10 protein-coding genes and 1 pseudogene are annotated in these 18,975 nt (G+C 40.3%); 1 reads left to right on the forward strand and 10 read right to left on the reverse strand.

Annotated elements, in window-relative coordinates; genetic code table 11:
* Positions 1 to 191 precede the first annotated feature (191 nt).
* From QOW94_RS07885 to QOW94_RS07895, 3 genes are all read right to left on the reverse strand, one after another.
* A complete protein-coding gene (locus QOW94_RS07885; protein WP_283679821.1) occupies positions 192 to 1,766 on the reverse strand; it encodes a hypothetical protein in 1,575 nt (524 codons plus the stop codon).
* A gap of 210 nt (positions 1,767 to 1,976) precedes the next feature.
* The gene (locus QOW94_RS07890; RefSeq protein ID WP_283679823.1) at positions 1,977 to 3,833 is read right to left on the reverse strand and encodes a S53 family peptidase; all 1,857 of its coding nucleotides are present in this window, start codon (positions 3,831 to 3,833) and stop codon (positions 1,977 to 1,979) included.
* Between the two features lie 451 nt (positions 3,834 to 4,284).
* A complete protein-coding gene (locus QOW94_RS07895; RefSeq protein WP_283679824.1) occupies positions 4,285 to 4,917 on the reverse strand; it encodes a M57 family metalloprotease in 633 nt (210 codons plus the stop codon).
* A 189-nt stretch (positions 4,918 to 5,106) separates the two neighbouring features.
* Here QOW94_RS07895 and QOW94_RS07900 point away from each other — a divergent pair, with 189 nt between their 5' ends.
* Positions 5,107 to 5,451 (forward strand): GW dipeptide domain-containing protein, encoded by a 345-nt coding sequence (locus tag QOW94_RS07900; protein WP_283679825.1) that lies wholly within the window; start codon positions 5,107 to 5,109, stop codon positions 5,449 to 5,451.
* A gap of 85 nt (positions 5,452 to 5,536) precedes the next feature.
* Here QOW94_RS07900 and QOW94_RS07905 read toward each other — a convergent pair.
* The 7 genes and pseudogenes from QOW94_RS07905 to QOW94_RS07935 form a co-directional block, all read right to left on the reverse strand.
* Positions 5,537 to 6,300: pseudogene (locus tag QOW94_RS07905) on the reverse strand (glucose 1-dehydrogenase).
* Between the two features lie 235 nt (positions 6,301 to 6,535).
* The gene (locus QOW94_RS07910) at positions 6,536 to 12,346 is read right to left on the reverse strand and encodes a MucBP domain-containing protein (RefSeq protein ID WP_283679826.1); all 5,811 of its coding nucleotides are present in this window, start codon (positions 12,344 to 12,346) and stop codon (positions 6,536 to 6,538) included.
* Between the two features lie 270 nt (positions 12,347 to 12,616).
* Positions 12,617 to 15,589, reverse strand: a complete 2,973-nt coding sequence (locus tag QOW94_RS07915; RefSeq protein WP_283679827.1) for a DUF5776 domain-containing protein — start codon at positions 15,587 to 15,589, stop codon at positions 12,617 to 12,619.
* A gap of 103 nt (positions 15,590 to 15,692) precedes the next feature.
* Positions 15,693 to 16,421, reverse strand: a complete 729-nt coding sequence (locus tag QOW94_RS07920; RefSeq protein ID WP_283679828.1) for a glycosyltransferase family A protein — start codon at positions 16,419 to 16,421, stop codon at positions 15,693 to 15,695.
* Positions 16,422 to 16,508: 87 nt separating this feature from the next.
* Positions 16,509 to 16,904: a hypothetical protein gene (locus QOW94_RS07925; RefSeq protein ID WP_283679829.1), complete on the reverse strand. Its 396-nt coding sequence runs from the start codon at positions 16,902 to 16,904 to the stop codon at positions 16,509 to 16,511.
* 511 nt (positions 16,905 to 17,415) lie between these two features.
* Entirely contained in the window at positions 17,416 to 17,991 is a 576-nt protein-coding gene (locus QOW94_RS07930; protein ID WP_283679830.1) for a TetR/AcrR family transcriptional regulator, read from the reverse strand.
* Positions 17,992 to 18,020: 29 nt separating this feature from the next.
* A complete protein-coding gene (locus QOW94_RS07935; RefSeq protein ID WP_283679831.1) occupies positions 18,021 to 18,590 on the reverse strand; it encodes a TetR/AcrR family transcriptional regulator in 570 nt (189 codons plus the stop codon).
* Positions 18,591 to 18,975: the final 385 nt, after the last annotated feature.

Here is an 18,975-nt window from a genome sequence, read left to right on the forward strand (position 1 = left end):
GTTTTCGCAAACATCATTTTACAGGAATCCAGCTATGGGTCCTTTTTTAGTCACTGTTGCACTTAAATTGTAAATTCAAGATATAAAAAGCATCACCTTTCGGCGATGCTTCAGAAACCTCATCAATACGATTTGACTAAATTCCAAAAAAGTCTGTTCATTTTTCGTTGCTTTTGCTTAATTGTGAATTTTTAGTTCAATGGTTGGTCTGAAACTAATAACTCAGGTGGCCACAATGCTAACAAGTAGCCGTAACCATCTTGATCGAAGGCTAATCCTTCAAATTCCCGTTTAGAATCAAAGACCTGATAGTTGATGTCGCTTGCCTTGAAGTTACCTTTTTGAATCTTATCAACCGGAACGGAAGTCAAGATATCATCAGAAACGAATGTCAAACGGTTAGTGGCTGGGTTAACAGCAACGAATTGGTTGGCATCCCCACCACGGTTAGCAACAATTGATGATGAAGCACTAAACTTAACTGAGTGTTCATCCAAGCGACCATAGAAGAACATGTAACCCTTACCGTTCTTACGACCCCAGTATGCGTTACCGTCCTCGTCAAACGCCAACGTATGAAGTTGAAGGTTCTTTTGACCACTATCAGTGTTGTGAAGCATCTTGAATTCATACTGGCGAATTGGCTTCAACGTGTTAGGATCAATTTCCATAACGACGTTGTTTTCATCACTCTTCAAATCAGATAAAGTGTTATCTTCAGCGAGGTACAAGTGTTGGTTTTCTGGGTTAAACGTCAATGTTTGACCATGACCAATCGTAACTTGTGGTGATAAGGTTGCAGATTGGGCAATATCAACGTACTTGAACATTTCAGGGTTTTGGCTCTTAACAGCGTCAACCTTGCTTTGGTGATCGTCGATTTGACTTTGAATGCCAGCAATCTTAGTATCGTAGTTCTTAACCTTAGTCTTGTGGCCTTGGTATGACTTCATCCAACTTGCCATCTTAGTAGTTGCTTGTTTAACAACCTTCTTAGCGGCAGTCTTGGTCTTAACTGAAGTCTTCTTGCTTGTAACCTTCTTTTGGTATGTCTTTTTCTTGTTCTTCCAGTAGTAGTACCACTTCTGGGCGTTCTTTTGCCAGTTCAACTGGTTGTTTTGGTATGACTTTTGTTTGTTCAAAGTATTCGTTAACGACTTAATCGCATCAAAGTCATCCTGCATTGAGAAGTAATACTTGTCATACTCTTGGTTATGAGCTAATCCATCAGCGGTGTATGGATCAAAGTAATCAAATGCTTTCCAGAGGAGAGTGACATCAGCGTTAACACCGAGACTATCTAGCTTTGCTCGGTCAAACTTAACGATGGCACCCTTATTAGTGTTAGTTCCGTTTGATTCAACAAAGTAAATGTTGTTCTCGTTATCCAACGCAACACTTTGGAAGTTTCCGTGTTGGTAGTTAGAAACGTTGAAGCCATCTGGCAAGAACCACTTAGTTGAGAAACTATTAGTTTGAGAACTACCATCAATGGTCTTGTAAGTGTTGGCGTAGTTATAGCCAGTTGAGTCCAACTTGTATTTACTATATTTTCTGTCCTTGTTACCAGTTGGCGAATCGTTTTCAACTTGATTTAGGCTATTGTCGTTATAATCAGTTAAAACATTACCAGCATCGACAGTCTTAATACTGCCGGCAGAGCCTGGCGCATCAATGACGTCGGCGTTAGCTTTAGTAGCGCCGGCTACCCCAAATGATGCTAAAAGAACAGCAATCAATGTTGCCTTCTTAAAATTCATCTTCATAATCCCACCTCAATATAATTGATATTACAAGACCTAGTGTACTCGGTAAATCAACCGTTGTACAAGTTTTTGAGTACTTTTTTAACTAATTGAAAGAATGTAATTGGAATGTAACTAACGCGTTACATTTATAAAGGAAAAGTTTGGTTGTAACTACGGATTTGGTACAAAAAAGCGGTGCCGGCTTTGGTAGTCGTCACCGCCTTATAATTACTTATTTGAAAACTTAGTAAACAGTTTACCAAAATCAATCGTTCCTAAACCGGTTGCTTGGTTATAAAGTTTGCCAGGCTGACCTGTATAGTAGAGATTATTGTTGTTATCCGCGTCATCAAGTGGGGTAAATGGTGAATCATCCTGTTGCGCGTACTTGTAAATTTGAGGACCCCAGAATCCAGTTGAGCTACTCAAGCCACTGTTCATAACAGCGTTGGCAGCCGCCACTTGAGGTGCCGCAAAGCTGGTACCGCCTGAAGGGCCATACCACTTAGATTCATGTTTGCCACTTGGATTTCCAGAGGTAACGTAGATTGCGTAGCCCGTCTTAGGATCAGCATTGGCAGCCACGTCAGGAACGTTATATCCAGTATGGGTCCCGAAGAATACCGCAGCATTCTTATTCAGGCTACCCTTGCCTGACTTGTCATACTTAACAAAGTTGGCTGCTCGGAAAGTCCCAATTCCAGAAACACCCTGTTGGAATCGAGGAAGCGGGTTAAGAACTGAGAAACCACCACCACTTGCACCAAACTGTTGGTTCTTGACTTCCTTGGCACTCATCGTGTAATCATCGCCCCATGCCCGTTCCTTAGTAACGTTAATCAGTTTGCCATTAATGATTCGTTGGTATGGCAATGTGGTACCACCGACTTGAACAGCGAATGGTGAAACGATTCCCAAGTTAACCTTACTGCTTGGTTTATCGCGAGCCCCATTATCACCAGAGGCATTGAAGATAGTAATTCCTTGGGCAGCAGCTTGTTGGAATAAAATATTGAACGCATCAGTATACTGCTTTGGTGTTTCTGAGAAACCAGATGGGTTACCAACGATTTCGTTAAGCACTGCAAAACTAGTAGTAATTTGCCGGTCTCGATTTCCCGTTACTGCTTGAGCAAACGTGTTGAAGTAATTATGGTCATTTTGGTTCTTATTTTTAGGGTCGGCCCCAACGTAAACATTCACGTGAGCCTTAGGCGCAACTGATGTTGCTTGGTTCACATCAAGGGTGGCTTCACCCTGGGCGGCAATTTTAGCCCCAGTTTTCTTCTTGTTAAGGTCTTTGGCTACAATAGTCTTAGACTCATTAGCATAGTACTTAGTCACCCGACTCATGTCGTCATTAACGCCAATTTGGTCCAGGTAATGTTTAACATCGCTATTATGGAAGTCAACTAGAGTGATGACCCCAACTGATTGGCCTTGGCCCTCATGACCTTGTTTGTAAAGATCATCAAGATGGTACCGATTAGTAAACTTAGCGGCTCCATATTGTTTTGAAAACTCATTGTCACTGAGACTTGTATCCGGTTTTGTTTCAGTATTCAAATCTGCGTGAGAATGAATTTGCAGCTTGGATTTAGGTTTAGTGGTAGTTGCCTTCTTTTTCTTTGGCTGTTGGGTGTACAAGCCAATAACCGCAGCAGTCTTACTTTTCAGGCTCTTTGGCAGAGTATAGACTGTCTTATACTTCCCGGTTTTGTGACTTGGTTTAGCCTTCAAAGCCTTTACGATATTTGAATACTTACCAGTCACTTTAATCGTTAAGTTACCTGGTCGGGCTGTAGTCTTTACCTTATACTTAGAAAATAATTTTTTGTACTGATCAACGACCGAGTCAGGTTGACCAAACTTGGTGGCGAACTGAGTTGGTGTTAAGTACTGCTTGTAGTCTGGTGAGGAAGGATCAACCGTGTTATAGACGTAGTTTTGAAGCCCTGCAGAATCGCGGGATTTGAGTACGACGCTGATTGAAGTGGTGTCGTTGCTGGCAGCGTTGGCGCTAAGCTGACCACCGGCCATAAGTGCAAGAGCGGCGGTACCGAATAATAGACTGAATTTTTTCATCGCATTTCCCCCAAAATGGATTATTTACTGCCTGAATTATAACAAACATAAGCGGGAAGTAGGAGAATGATGATTTGTAGCAGAGTGTGAATCTAATCGGGTGATCCCGAGGCTTAAGGGAATAAGTGTGATTATGGCGATTTACCATAATTGCACTTATTTTTTTAAATGTAGGAATCAGGTTTGACGAGCAGATTTTGGCTATGTAGCAAACACGGTTGAGCAAACGTAGTGTGCAAGCCAACTTTTGTAATTAAACGTAGAGATCAGATTAGATGAACACGTTTTGGAAATGTAGCAAACCCAAAGATCCCCTGATAGCCCCTATTAGGGTTACTTAGTAGCCAATAACCATTCTTGTTTCACCATTTATTTAAACAATCAAAAAGCGATAATTTCATATTCCGGAAATTATCGCTGCAATTTTATCACTCTGCCTACATACTGGTTTCTATCTCTTAACCGCCGGCGTCTTATGAACATCAGTTTTAACTACGATTGGATCATAGAACTTTTGGCTTCTTGGCCCAATTACCCGATTACCATGTGATGAGTACAGAACATGAACTCCCTTAATATCAACATCTTGAATAATCACATTCCTATTGGCTTTATACATCACACTTTTTCTGGCCTGATTATGCGATAAACCTAAGGCATGGCCCAATTCATGCTGTGCCACAATTACCTTTTCCTTGGTCGAATAACTGTATATCTTGAAAGCCTTTGGATTAATATATGCGTCAACATGTTGAATTGACCCCAAGCTGGTGAATTTGCTATATGTCATGCCACTATAGTTATTGCCATAAGAACTACTTGTCCCGGCTATCACGTCAGCTTCCATCGAATTGGTAAGTTGAAATTTAAAAGTTTCCGTTCGGTTCCAGTCATTGATTGCCGTTTTCCAAACCTTTTTATAAGCATCTGAATTGGAATTAATATTTATCGATGCAGTTGGTTCTGGAAACCGAGCAAACCCCGGCGTCACACTCGGAGTAACCAGTGCGTGCAAGGGTGTTAGTGTCATTGTTGTAAAGACAAAACTAGTTAATTTTGTTAAATTTGCGACTCTGAAAGTCATGTAAACCACCCCATTTCCATGACTTTCGGCTAGAATTATTCCTCCATCCACCTCAAAATAAACATCCTCTATTTACATCTTTATTATAAAATGAATTACATAATAACTCAAACAACTTCGACAATTAAGTATAACTGAATGGGAATAAAATTCCCATTCAGTTATAATAAAGGTGAGGAGGGACGAAAAATGAAACGAAATTATCTCCTGGCAAGTGTAGTATCACTTCTTGCTTGCCTTTCCTTTACTACAGTTTCAGTTGCCGGTAGCTCAATCGATTCTGGGAAATCAGTAGTCACGTTTCCAAACAGACAAGACACCAAACAAGTCGTGGAGTTGACCAAAAGTTCTCTCTATAAGAAGCCAACTTCAAAAAAGGCCACAATTAAAGTTAACAATTATCTTGGTAAGAAATTCAGAGTAATCAAATGCCAGATTGTGAAGCGGGATGGCAAAAATACTCGCTTTGCTTATATTAAAAACGGCAAAACATCCGGCTGGATTCAAGTAAAATATTTAGCGCTTTATTGCTAAAAATTAAAATCGGAGACTTTCAAGAACAGCTTGAGAGTCTCCGATTTTATTTACTAACTATAATTTTTAACCCGGGGAGGTCATTTTAGTACACAGTCCAACCGCCATCAACTGGTAAAACAACACCATTTACGTAGCTTGCCTCATCTGAAACTAAGAATAACGCAGCGTTTGCAATCTCCTCAGCAGATCCTGGTTCTGGGGATAGACCCATTCTGACCATTTGTCGTTGCATCCCGTGCTCGTCAACACCCTTCATTGATTCAGAAATGTTAGTCTTGATGCCACCAGGAGCAATTGCGTTTACCCGAATACCATCTGGCTCATACATATAAGCAGTATTCTTAGTAAGTCCGACAACGGCATGCTTAGAAGCCGTGTAGGCAGCCCCTGCCCGGCCACCATTTGTTCCACCAACGGAAGCGATGTTCAAAATAGTCCCACTCTTTTGAGGCAAGAACGCATTAATCGCTTCTCTAGTCGAATACATCACGCTATCGGTATTAACTGCGAATACTTTCTTCCACATATCATCGGTAACATCCCCCACTGCAGCCATGTTATCCATGATACCTGCGTTATTAACCACAATGTCTAATTTGCCATACTCTGTTTGAGCAAGGTCAAACATTGCCTTAATATCACTTTCACTCGAAACATCCACTTTGATTGGAGCAGCATCGCCCCATCAGATTTGATTTCAGCAACCACGGTCTCAAGCCGTTCGAAGTTAAGATCAGCAGCAATAATCTTTGCGCCTTCCTTAGCAAACAGCTTGGCCATTGCGGCCCCCATTCCGGAACCGGCACCGGTGATAATTGCAACTTTATCCTTTAATCGATCAGTCATAAAAGTCCCTCCTTGAATAATAGGTTCAACTCCTAGTATATGTGATATAAAAGCGGTTTCAAGAATAAGAACTGAGAAAACGGACAGACGAGGAAAAGTGTATAAAAAGTTTGGCAAATACAAAAAAGCTCCAACGATAATTCCAATAAAGTGAAATTATCCCTGAAGCTGATTTGCTAAGATAAGGCATTTACTATTCAACTAAAAGCTATCTTATTAGCACCGTGGGGGGTGATTAATCGTTCGCTTTTACAAACTTTTTGTTACTAGTGATGTAGTAACCATTTGTCGTAACAAATCTGGTAATTCTGCCGTGCTTTTCAATCCCTTTGATTTTGACCTTAGTGCCTTTACGAAGATGAAGATTCTTCTTTTTATCCGCAAACTTCTTCGCAGGATGCAGGTAGATTCCCTTCTTCGAGATTACGCTGACACTCTTATGACTGCCAAGATAGTAAAGAGGTCGAACAAACTTGAAGTTAGCTGTGATGTAACCACCTTTGACCTTATACCTCTTAACCCCGGTCATCGTCCTTGAATTCATCCGTGAGTAATCCCAAAGGTTAACAGTGAATACCGTTCTCTTCGTTCTAGGCATATTCTTATAGTGTTGAACCTTACCCTTTAGATTTACGGTCTTGTACTTGTTGATTGCCTTGATGTTGTAAACCTTGTAAGGAATATATGGGGCAACGGTCGAAACAAACAACTTATTAGTTGTAATATACGATCCGTCTTTCAAGTAGAACCTGGTTAAATGTTTACCATGGGGAACGACTTTAACAATATTCTTAACCACCGTTCCCTGTTTCAAGAACTTAACTTTCTTTCTGCCTGCCTGGGTAAACTTAGGTGATTCATGCAGGTATACTCCCTTAGGACTAATTACTTCAATTCTTGACTGGGTCGTCGTGTAATATACAGGACGAACAAAATCATAGTTTGCAGTGATATAGCCGCCATTGACTTTGTATCGTTTGATACCGTTCTTGGAGTAATCAACTCCTAATACCTTGAATACCGGTGAGTAAATTCTTGGTTTCTTTTGGTAGAAAGTTCCCTCACCCTTCTTAAACGTTGCGTTTTTGTGAACTCTAATTGCCTTTCTAGCATATACATACTTAGGGAATTTAGTCTGTTTAGCAACATTTGGATTTTCAGGTTCTGGAGTAGGTGTTGGGGTGTTAGGAACATTTGGTTCTGGAGTAGGTGTTGGAGTGACTGGTGTAGGTGGAGTTGGTGGCGTAGGAACAGCATTCTTTTTGTACATAAATGTAACCGTTCCGCCACCTTTTGTAAGCTTACCTGTTTGTGGCAAACTATCTGGTGCTAGTTTGTCAAACGTGTAGTTATCAATCGCCTTTGGTTGAGTCGTATAATCATGACCCACGTACTGACCATTAGGATACGTTGGACTGCCGACAGGACTGATTTCTTGGTTATTTTCGTCCACATACTTAACATTAATTGCACCAGCGTTCTGATAGTATACAAACGTGATGGCACCAGTACCATCCTTCAGTGTTCCGGTGTATGTCTTACCGTTCTTAGTAGTTTCAATACCACCCGGAGCAACTTCTTTGAAAGTGTATCCAGGAATATCCGTTTGATCTACAGTAAACGTCTTACCAGCGTACTGACCATCAGGGTACGTTGCGCTAGTTGGTGCTCCACCAGGATTGATTTCTTGGTTATTTTCATCTACATACTTAACATTAACCGCACCAGCGTTCTTATAGTATACAAACTTAACGACACCGTTCGTAGTATCCTTTAGCGTTCCGGTGTATGTGTTACCGCTCTTAGTAGTTTCAATACTTCCCGTTGCAATTTCTTTAAAAGTGTATCCAGGAATATCCGCCTGATCTACAGTGAATGTCTTTCCAACGTACTGACCATCAGGATACGTAGCATTACCATCGGAAATGATTTCCTGATTATTTTCATCCACATACTTAGCGGTAACTTTACCGGCATTTTTATAGTAGACAAACGTGACGGAACCAGCAGTATCCTTCAAAGTTCCAGTGTACGTCTTACCATTCTTAGTAACTTCGACATTATCAGGAATTGCTTCTTTGAAAGTGTAGCCCGGAATATCTAGTTGATCAGCATTAAAAGTCTTTCCAACGTACTGACCATCAGGATATGTTGCACTACCAGCGGGACTGATATCCTGATTGTTCTCATCTACATATTTAACATTAACTGCACTAGCATTTTTATAGTAGACAAACGTGACGGAACCGTTGTTAGTATCCTTTAACGTCCCAGTGTAAGTCTTTCCGTTCTTAGTAGTTTCAATACTTCCCGTTGCAACTTCTTTGAAAGTATATCCAGGAATATCCGCCTGACCTACAGTAAATGTCTTACCGACGTACTGACCATCAGGATACGTAGCATTACCATCGGGAATGATTTCCTGATTATTTTCATCCACATACTTAGCGGTAACTTTGCCGGCATTTTTATAGTAGACAAACGTGACGGAACCAGCAGTATCTTTCAAAGTTCCAGTGTACGTCTTACCATTTTTAGTAACTTCGACATTATCAGGAATTGCTTCTTTGAAAGTGTAGCCCGGAATATCGGTCTGGTTTACAGTGAAACTATCACCAGCGTATTTTCCAGTAGGATATGTCGCTTCAATTGGTGCTCCATCTGGTGGTGTAACAGCATCTCCTTGATCATCAACATACTTAATTACTACTGATTGACCAGCAATTCTATCGGTAACAGTAATCGTCTTTTGAATGAGATTGGTAAAGAATTGCAGTCCAGTCAACCCTTTTTCTGACCGCTTATCATAAGTCGTAACCGTCAATTTGTAAGTGTGCCCTTGTTTCTTACCAGCGTTAAAATCAGCAGCGTTAGTAAAAACAATATTAGGATTTTGGTTATCAACAATTTTAAATGTTACTTGATTCTTATTATTTGTTGAATCAGTATCATTTAGTATCTTTGACCCATCAGTATCTATGGCCACAACACGAGAACTTGCAAGATCCTGTTCGTTACCAGTCAAGCTCCAAGTCTGATCGACCCGAAGAGTTGCATCCTGGCCCGTTAGTGTAGAGGCATCATGAACGTTAATCAGTACAGGATTAGATATCATATCAGCGTACTGATATCTAACCATGAAGTATCTTTTAATCAAATTTCCATTATTATCTACAGCAAATTGAGTATGCGTACTATCAGTATATTCATATGTGGAGGCATCTTTATTAAAATCAGCAGCATCCTTGTATGTTTTAACAACTTGGGCATATCCTTGACTATCCGGCGTAACCTCTTGAATATTTACTCCAAGTCCTTGTTGTGGCTTGCCATCAGGTCCATAGTAGTCACTAATTTTAGTCTGATTTGTATCATTAATTACTGCCCCAGCAAACCCATCCTTTGGATCCCAATCGTGTCCTTGGTACACATCGGATGTCTTACCATTGATTGAAACTGCACCATCTTCCAAGAAGGTTACATCCGTTGAAGCAACCATTGAATAACCCGTAGCATCGGGGTTAACAAAACCACCGTTAGCTCCGGTACCATTGCTGGCACCACCATCAGGGGCATTCTGACCGTATCGACCACCGACACTAAAGTTTAGAGTGTATGTTTTGTTGATATTTGAACTATCTTTAGGATCCCAGTTCTTTGGTAAATTGATGACGTAGTAGTAATTACCATCCCTAGCAGTCCCTCGGACAAATGTTTGTTTGTCCTGATATACCCCATTAATTACGACTCCATAAGGATCTCGATAAGGATAAGGATTCAATGGTTTGCCGTCAGGACCATAAGTGGTTGCCTTTCCAACGGTCATGATGTCATTAGTAGCTCCATACATACCACCATAGTAACCTTGCCCATAGTTCCAACTTGTCTTATTTGGAGCGGTATACTTACCATCTTTGTCAGTTCCATTTGGCCAGTTAGATGGATAATGAACGAATTGTTGAATGATAATCCCGTCTGGATCATCATTACCAGTAGAAAGGTGACCTGGTCCAGTGTAGTAATAATTTGATAGTAAGATTGCCTGTGAGTCATTTACATACTCACCATTTAATGGATTTTTATATCCTGGGAGCAATGTGTACTGTTTCGAGTTATAGGTAACCACGTAGTGATCAGGATACTTAATAACCTGACTAAGGGCTTGATCTTTTTCAGGATTCCATCCGTCAATCACAAACTTATTTCCGGCTTGATCCCAAATTTGATTCTGAGTAATTGAGTTCTGGTTCCGATAAGTCCCAAATGATGGATAGTTGTTAAGGTAATTATTAAAGTTAACAGAGAAGTTAGCATTTTTAACCAGTTTTTTAATTGCATCTGGAATAACAACAAAATTATTATTTCCAAGCTTTAAATCAGTCAAACTCTTTAAGTTGCTGAAGTTCTCTGGCAGATCCTTCAAATCATTTCCAATTAAATTGAGTGATTTTAGATTTATCAAATTAGCAAGTTCATCTGGCAGACTAGTTAAGTGATTGTAATGTTCCAAATCCTTACGAGTAAAGACATTGCTAAACGCATAGTAGTACTTACCAGTTTGTTGGTTGAACAATGTCATATTGGGTACCTGAGTAGTAGGATCATAATTTAGATGAACGTTACTTTCTCTGTTTGGTACCTTATCAAAAGCATCATAAGGAGTTGGATTATTACCTGTGTTTAAACTACCACCTAATCCATTAATCCACGTAGCATAGTTCGTACCATCGTAGCTTCCCAAATTAAGTGACTCCAAGTTGACCAGTTTACCAAGATTAGCCCCTTCAATCGTAGTTAACCGATTATTATTCAAATCTAATCCGGTAATCGACTGGAGCGCAGACATATCTGGCAAACTAGTGAAGCTGTTACCATGCAAGTCTAAATTTCCCTGCAGAGTAACTAATGTATTGATTGAAGCAGGCAATACAGTTAACTCTGGATTGTACGAGATTTTTAAAGTCTTGAGGTTTGATAACCCACTAAGGTCACCAATCCTGTTAAGGTTGATGTTTCTTGTGATTACAAGGGATTCTAGCCCTTTCAGATTGCTGATTTCGTCTGGTACTTCCGTAAACGTATTATCAGTTAACGTTAAGTCCTTCAAACCTGTAAAGTACCCGAGACCACTTAGGTCACCTACCTCTAGGTCTGGATCTGCTGTATACACTTCCGGAGCCTTTGCGGTCTGCGAGGTGTTAGGATCAATGTAATCTGCCTCCATACTACTGCCAAGTTTCAAGCTCTGTAATTGCTTAACGTTTTCCTCGGTAATGTCGTTAGCCGTTGCATCCCAGTTCAAAATACCCGCACTTATTAACTGACTAAGAACTTGTTTTTGCATATTCTTATCAGGCATCCAGGCATTGATATCTTGGTTTGATTGAAGAGCCTTCGCAGAAAACATTGCCACCTTTGCTTTTTGTTGCTTATTAGTGGTCTGATCGTTTTGACTTTCAGTGGCTTCATTTTTAGCCGAGCTATCAGTATCCTTAACCACCTTGTCAGTTGATAGTGATTGAGTAGCGGCTTGAGGCTGACTATGGTTTGCTGAATTGTCCTGACTTGTTACAGTTTCAGCCTGCTTAGATTGCTCCGGGGTTGAAACAACCGTTTTGTTCGGAGTAGATTCTGATGGCTGAGCTGTTGGTTGAACGTTGGTACTCTCATTAATTTGATTTGCAGTACTTGAACTATTCTCAGTATTTGTGACTGCTGTATCAGTTTTTGTTTCAACAGCCTGAGTATTATCAGTATTCCGTTGATTATTGGCACTATCTATAGATTGATTATCATCTGTTGCCGGGGCATTAGATTGATCACTAGCTCCCGAAGTTGCCGGAACACTTTGACTATCTGCAGTTGATGCAGTCTCCCCAGACTGATCAACTGTGCTTGCTTGTTGTGTGGTTACTGTATTTTGGCTTCCAGTTGCAGTGTCTGCATGAACAGTAGTAGCCCCCGCAGCAATTGAAATTACCGTTGCTGCTGCAAACACCCATTTCTTTCCAGCCTTATACATCTTCCAATGGCTTTGTTTTTCCATATCATTTTCCCCCTAGAAATTGATATTCATATCCAAGTTACGCCTAAATGATAACGCCTTCATTATGCGATTACAATCAACTCGCTCTTGGTTTTCACAATATGTTTTTCTTCTACAATTACTGATATACCAATACAAATACGTATAATTGAATTTCATTTTTCACAAACTTGATTATTATAAAATCAGTTATTTGTTATAGCTGTTAGTATGAGTTTATTGAAATACAAAAAAGACATCCCTCATCGAGGAATGTCTTCCAAGCAAATCTTAGTATCTGCCACCAATAACTAATTTCTTGTTACCAGTGATGTAGTAGCCGTTTGAAAGAACGAATCTTGAAGTTAAGTTGTAACGTTCGATCTTTTTAACTTTCAATATTGTACCCTTCTTGTAACTCTTAACGTGACCAGTTAAGTTCTTGTTCTTGTAAGCCTTAACGCCACCCTTAGAGATAACTGTGACTACTTTGCTCTTTGGTAGTGCTCGGTAGTAAACCGGAAGAACGAAGCCCTTGTTGGCAGTGATGTACCCAACCTTGCCAGCGGTCTTGCTCTTGTGGTTAACGTCGCGAACTTTGTAACGAAGTCGACCGGCCTTTGAGTAACCATAATCAGTTACGACAAACATTGGACGGTTAGTTCGTTTTGCCTTGTTGTAAACGGCAATCCGATCTTTCTTATTGAACGTGGTGTTCTTGTAAAGGTAGATCTTCTTGATTGCGTATACTGCGGTATTCTTCTTCACAGCCCCGGTTGGTACTTTGTTAGTGTCAGTGGTTGTGCCACTACCGTTGTTGGTATTTGTGTTAGTTTGGTTACCATTGGTACTAGTGCTACCGTTGTTGCTGGTTGATCCGGTGTTGTTACCGGGAGTGACGATGACGGTGGAGCCGCCGCCACCTGTGTTATCACCAGGATTTGGTGTTGGTGTAACACTAGTAGCGTTTATCTTCATGTCAACAGTTGCTGGGGTGAATTTGTAACCATCGGCAGTGAAGGTAACCGTGTAATTTCCACTTGGGAATGTGCGACTTTCTGGAGTGCCGTTAGTAATATATGGGCTACCGTCTTTGGTAATCGTCCATTTCAAGCCAGGAATGGTCTGGTTGATACCGAAGTCTGCGAGGTTAACGGTTTCGTTATCATTTTTAGTAACATTTTTAACTGGAACTGCAGTATCACCTTTTAGGTTAACAGTTAAACTAACCGTCTTAGAAGGATTGTACCCGTCGGCAGTGAATGAAACAGTATATTTACCTGAAGTAAGATTTGAAGTTTCAAGTCCACTAGGGGTTACATCCTTATTACTGCTATCGACAATCTTCCATTTCAAACCTGGAATGGTTGGGTCAACGCCAAATGCTTTCGGAGTAACCTTGTCGCCCTCAGTGACTGTCTTATCGTTGACGTTAAAGTCTTTCATCACTGGTGTTTCACCTTTAACCTCAATCTTAAAGTTAAAGTTTAGAGGTGTTTGTGAGTCCTTTGGTGTGTAGCTAACAGTGAATGTGTCACCATCTACAACCGGATTTTGCTTAGGCGTTACAAGTCCAGTGTTCGAATCAATATCAAACTTATCTCCATCCTTTGTTAGGGTAAATCCACCTGCAGTTTTACCAGCATTAACATTCATTGCAAAATTATTTTCATCAGCCTTATCAACCTTAATAGTATTTGTTTTACCATTTTCCATTGGAATAAACTTATTCATCAGGCTTCCGAAAAGTGGCTCATAAGTGTATGCAGCATCTGACCAAACGGTTAGGTTAACTTTCTTGTCTGGATATCCATTAGCCTTCAAAACTAAATCTGGATAATATCCCGGTTCAAGCTTTTGACCAGTTATCTCTGTTTTTCCATCACTCGCATAAACCTTTACTGGAGTTTTATCAGGTGTGCTTGCCGTAAACACATCAGGAGTTACAGATTCGCCTTCTTTGATAACACCATCAGTAGCAGTTATTTCCTGTTTAGCTGGTGCTTCACCATATTGGAAATAGAAGTCTTCAGATGTCTTGTTTGGATCATCATATTTGAAAATGTAGTGAATTTTAGTTCCTTCTGGAACTGCATCAGCATCGACTCCCGGTTTAAATGTAAACACATTTTGATCATCAAGCATTCTCTCAACATACTTTGTTGATTCGGGTGCGACTTCATATTTACCGATTGAAGTTGGGCCAGCTAATTGGAGTGGTAAGTTACTGAGATTGGAATGCTTCAGCTTGATAACATTATTATCCTGACCATCAGATGGTGCCATTGTAGTCTCTTGACCATCCGCACCTGTGTAAGTGAATGAATTGATGGTAAGGTCCACCGTTTTCTTCGTAAATTCATATCCACTAGGAACATTAAAGATAACTTTATAAGTGTTACCTGCTGTTAAGTTGGCGGCGTCAACTGAATCCCCTTTTGAGTCCTCATAAGTCCAAGTCAGCCCTTCAACACTAGCTGTATTGAAAATAGTCTTATCAATGAAATCTTTTGGTGCTCCATTTCCAACGTAAACAGTGGCATTCTTTGGAGTTACCTGCTTAGCAGGTGCATTGAGTTCATAACTCCACTTGACTGGTAGCTGATTTTCATCAGAAGTTTTTAGTACAAGGTTATGAGTACCTGGATCTAATGTTTTATTAGTAACGTCCTCACTACCTTCGTATATCTTAACTTGACTATTCGAATCAGTAATGCCAAAATCGCTGAGCTTTGGAACTAATTTCTCACTAGATTTACCCTTATTAACATTTGTGTCTAGGTATTGGAACCAAAAATCTTTGGTTTCACCATTATTAGTATAGGTAAAGTGAATTTTTTGCCCCACTGGAATACTCGTTAAATCCGATACAAAGACTCCCGTTGTTGGATCAAGAAGCGTGAAAATTGGTGATGCTTCACCAGATTCAGCAGGCTTATATTTCCAACCATAATGAGCTAAATCTGCAGCCATTGGATAAAGTTGTATCGATCCTCCCTGTGAAGACCAGTTAGCTTTGTAATCCAATAACATTGGGTTGTTAACTGTATTTGGAGTAAGAACTCGCCCGTAAGTTTGATCTCCGGTCCAACCATCATAATTTGCGCCCCATTCTGGCGGCGTTACTTCCTCATTATCCGCCTTCGCCACCACTCCCAACTGATTCTCAAACAGTGGCACTTTATTCGTCGTTACCGACGCTATTCCAATTCCAGCCAATACCGCAATTGAAATCCCCGCTTTTTTCAATAAATGATTATTCAAGATAATCTCCCCCTTAGAAATTATTTATCTTAAATCTTTTTTACGACGTTATAATAACGTTTTCGTTAATAACATTCAATCAACACGCCCTTTTTTCTCCCCACTAAAACCGGCGTCCCATCTCATCAATATGCTCCCTCACCTCGTACTCTTTTTCCCGTAGTTTGAAGCCAGCACTGTGAATGGTACTGCCCGGTCTTGACACCTTATCGTACAAGGGTTGAGGGTAAAACAAGAAGTGTTCAGTTGCCGCTACATAATCCGCCGTGAATAGTAAATCTTCCGCCAGGGCAAGTGACTCATCAAACCGAATATTCTTATCCCGAAGGATCTTGGTTCTAAACGCCTTGTTCCAGACATAACCGCCCATGCCGTTGCCCCTGGTATTGATAGCATCGTACGTTTTTCGTTTGGAAACCTCAACGAGCTTCTTTCCTGTCAAACCAGCTCCACGATACCCCCAAGTGTAGCCAACCGTCACCATGTTAATTTCGGGGTCAGCCATTCCGACTGCCATCACCTCGAGAAAGTTCTGGTCCACGACATCATCACCATCCACAAAAGTGATCACATCACCCTTGGCCTCATCAATTGCTCTGTTACGAGCACCAGAAACCCCAACGTGAGTATTCAAAAAAACACCCCTAAATCGTGAATCAAGTTTTGCATACTTGCGAATCACATCAGCGGTGTCGTCTGTCGAAGCATCATCAACCACAATCACCTCAAAGTTTTGATATTTCTGATTTGCTAAAGAATCTAACATTTCAGGTAAATACTTATCCAGATTGTGGGTTGGCACTCCAACCGTTATTAAAATGTCATTTACCATAATCAAGACCCCCCTCTTAATTTCAAGAGTAGTTTATCAACTATGGTTAAAAAAGCAATCAATTCACTCATTATTTGTAAGCATAAATCACGAAACAAACTGCATTACCGCTCTGGCCATGACGATTGCCAGGGTCTCAACATCCTGATCAAAGTTGTCATTCGTCCATTCAATAATCATATTGACTAACATGCCGACGATTCCCGCATGCATGTATTTAGCCGGCAACTTTCCATTTCGCTCAAGTACCCTCTGCCACGACGGAAAGAACCGCTCAACCTGATAACCAATTCGACTCATGATCATCGTTTCAGACTGGTTATCAAATAGTAATTTAACTTGGCGCTCATGAGCCTTAACGTAAGTAAGGACTTGTTCCATATACTTAGTGATAGATTCTTGAAGTTCCTCATCTGGGAAATAGAAATTTGACGGTACGGTTGTCGCAATCTTTTTGACCCCACCTAGCAGTTCGTTCTGCAATCCGTCTAGCAGATCATACTTATCAGAGTAATGGGCATAGAAGGTTGTTCTGTTGATGCCAGCCTCTTCAATGAGATCCTAAACCCGAAGATTATTGAACCCTTTAGCTTCAATCAACTTCCAAAAGGCAGCTTTGATTTTATCATCAGTATTTGTTTTTCGCTTTTTTGTTGTCATTTAAAATCACCTTTTATTACCTTAAATCAACATTCAATAAAAAATGTCGTTTAACCTATAACCAAATCTGCATATAATTAAGGTGGACAACGATATATGTTGTTTAAATCAGTTGTTCAATATAATATTCCCTTACATTTTCTGGCCCAAAACAGTTTGCTTTTCTGTAGTGATCGCCCAAAACAGATTATCTTGCGCGTCAAGCTGTTTAACTAAAAAGTTACGGAAAATGTGAATTACTGATTTTTAGCTTCCCGTCCCCAAACGGGAGGCTTTTTTATTTGCCTAAAGTGTAACACGGAATTATTTAGCGACCGGTAATTTTGCTACGTCACTATCCTAGAATCATCCCAAGGATGGCATTACTAATCAGTGGCACAATCGTATCGACCGAATCACTATACCCGCCCTCAGACCACTTAACGATTACACTGATCATCATTCCGACGATTGCTTCAACCGCGTATCGGGTTAAAAGTTCGTCACTATTCTTGAAGAAGCCTCGCCACGAGGGATAAAAGCCCTCGATTCGGTACTTCGCCTGATCCAGGAACATGGTTTCGTTTTGGTTATCATAAAGGGCCTTAACCGCACTCCCATGATTCTTTAAATAGAGCAAGACATCGCGAATATAATTATTCAAACTAGCTGCCATTTCCTGCTCGGTTTGATTGTCCTTGATGAACTCCCGGTCAACAATTTCCATTAACCCGTCAAAGATTTTACCTTGAACTACCCCCAGCAAGTCGTACTTATCTGAGAAGTACTGGTAGAAAGTAGTCCGATTGATGTCTGCTCGCTTGATAATGTCAGTCACTGTAACTTGAAAAAAGCCTTCCTCGGCTAATAAGTCCAAAAAGGCATCAATAATCGCTAATTTAGTTTTTGGCATTTCTTGTGATCCATCCATGGTTCATAGCTCCTATAAAAGTAAATATTCTATAGTAGTTGGAGAACAATTCCTGTCGCCATACTTGCAATTTGGCAAACTGATTCATCATAATCAGATCTAACCCATTCAACAACGATGCTAACTAACATCCCAATCACACCTGCAAACGCGTACTTAGCTGGTACTTTTTGCCGTTTGAGTAACGCTTTTTCCCAGTAAGGATATAGTTGCATTGCGTTGAACTCAATCTGATTCATGAACATTGTTTCGTGACGATATAAATAAAGCACTTTAGCCTTGCAGCCATTGTCTCTAATGAATTGCAGCATGTTGATAAAGTAATTATTTAGACTCTTTCTTAACTCAGCGGGGCAACAATTGCTAGCGAGTGGATCTGACTCAGCTAATACCCTCAAATCACTGATAAATTTTCCTTGCTGCGTACCAAGAACGTCAAATTTGTCATTGTAGTATGAATAAAAAGTAGTTCGATTAATTCCGGCTTCCTCAATAATATCAGTCACCTTGAGCTTATCGAATCCTTTTTCACTCATTACCTTCCAAAACGCATTATCAATGGCTACCTTAGTGCAAGCAACCCGTACATCCGTGCTCATAAAAACCTCCGAAATCCGACACTTCCCCCTATTGTGTTGTTTGTTTTAATTGTCCCCAGTACTATACTGTTATCGAACAACAATAGTTGTTAGTAATTTGATACTTCAGTTTTTACAAATATTCCCCAAATATTTTCCTGATAGTGGCAGCTTGTTTTTCTGTAGTTACTCGCCCAAAATTAATTACGCATAATTTTCTTGCGACAAGTTGTTAAGCCTCCAAATAGGCTCTATCGGTCCGTAATAACTGATTATTCTGGCTCAAAGTCAAATCGTGTGATAGGGAGGAGATACTCCTAGTATGTTGGACACGGAAACAATTAAAATTCCGGGTTCATATACTAGGAGTTTTTATATTGACTAAATATCGCTACACCATAGACGA

Source organism: Lentilactobacillus sp. Marseille-Q4993 (assembly GCF_951230165.1).
In the GTDB taxonomy this organism is placed as follows: domain Bacteria; phylum Bacillota; class Bacilli; order Lactobacillales; family Lactobacillaceae; genus Lentilactobacillus.